We start from the raw sequence: 444 nt of genomic DNA on the forward strand, positions 1-444 counted from the left end.
CAAACGCCATATAGTTAAAGGCAAGGATATCAATAAAGAAGGCGAGGGGAATTAACCATGAATGCATTAGCAGGAATTGTTAGCCATCAGGATGTTGAAGACGTTGAAAGGTGGCTAGAACGAATTGCCTCGGAGAAGCGTCGTATTGAGGCTGTCTGCCAGGAGGTAGATGGGGATCTTAGTCAGTCGACTGCATATCAGGGGTTGAATGTGGCAGAGACTGCACTTAATACCCTTCTCCAAGTCCGTAATGGCCAATATACCTTTAATATGCCGGAGCGGGTACGTCGTGCAGGTTGAACGTCAGCTAGAACAATGGGAACAGCCTCCTCTGCGAGATACCGCAGTGGGTAAGGCTGTTCGCCCCTGGGTGGGTGTGGTTAGAAAGCTTATTACGGGTCGACTATCGTGGCGGATTCGCCTCACCGTGCTATTTAGCGGTCG

At 50.0% G+C, this 444-nt stretch carries 1 protein-coding gene; it reads left to right on the forward strand.

Annotated features, from left to right (window positions below; translation table 11 throughout):
• Positions 1-57 precede the first annotated feature (57 nt).
• A complete protein-coding gene (locus tag VJI94_RS08005; protein ID WP_324000416.1) occupies positions 58-300 on the forward strand; it encodes a hypothetical protein in 243 nt (80 codons plus the stop codon).
• The last annotated feature ends 144 nt before the right edge of the window (positions 301-444 follow it).

It is taken from the genome of Parvimonas sp. D9, from assembly GCF_035282565.1.
Classification (GTDB): domain Bacteria; phylum Bacillota; class Clostridia; order Tissierellales; family Peptoniphilaceae; genus Parvimonas; species Parvimonas micra.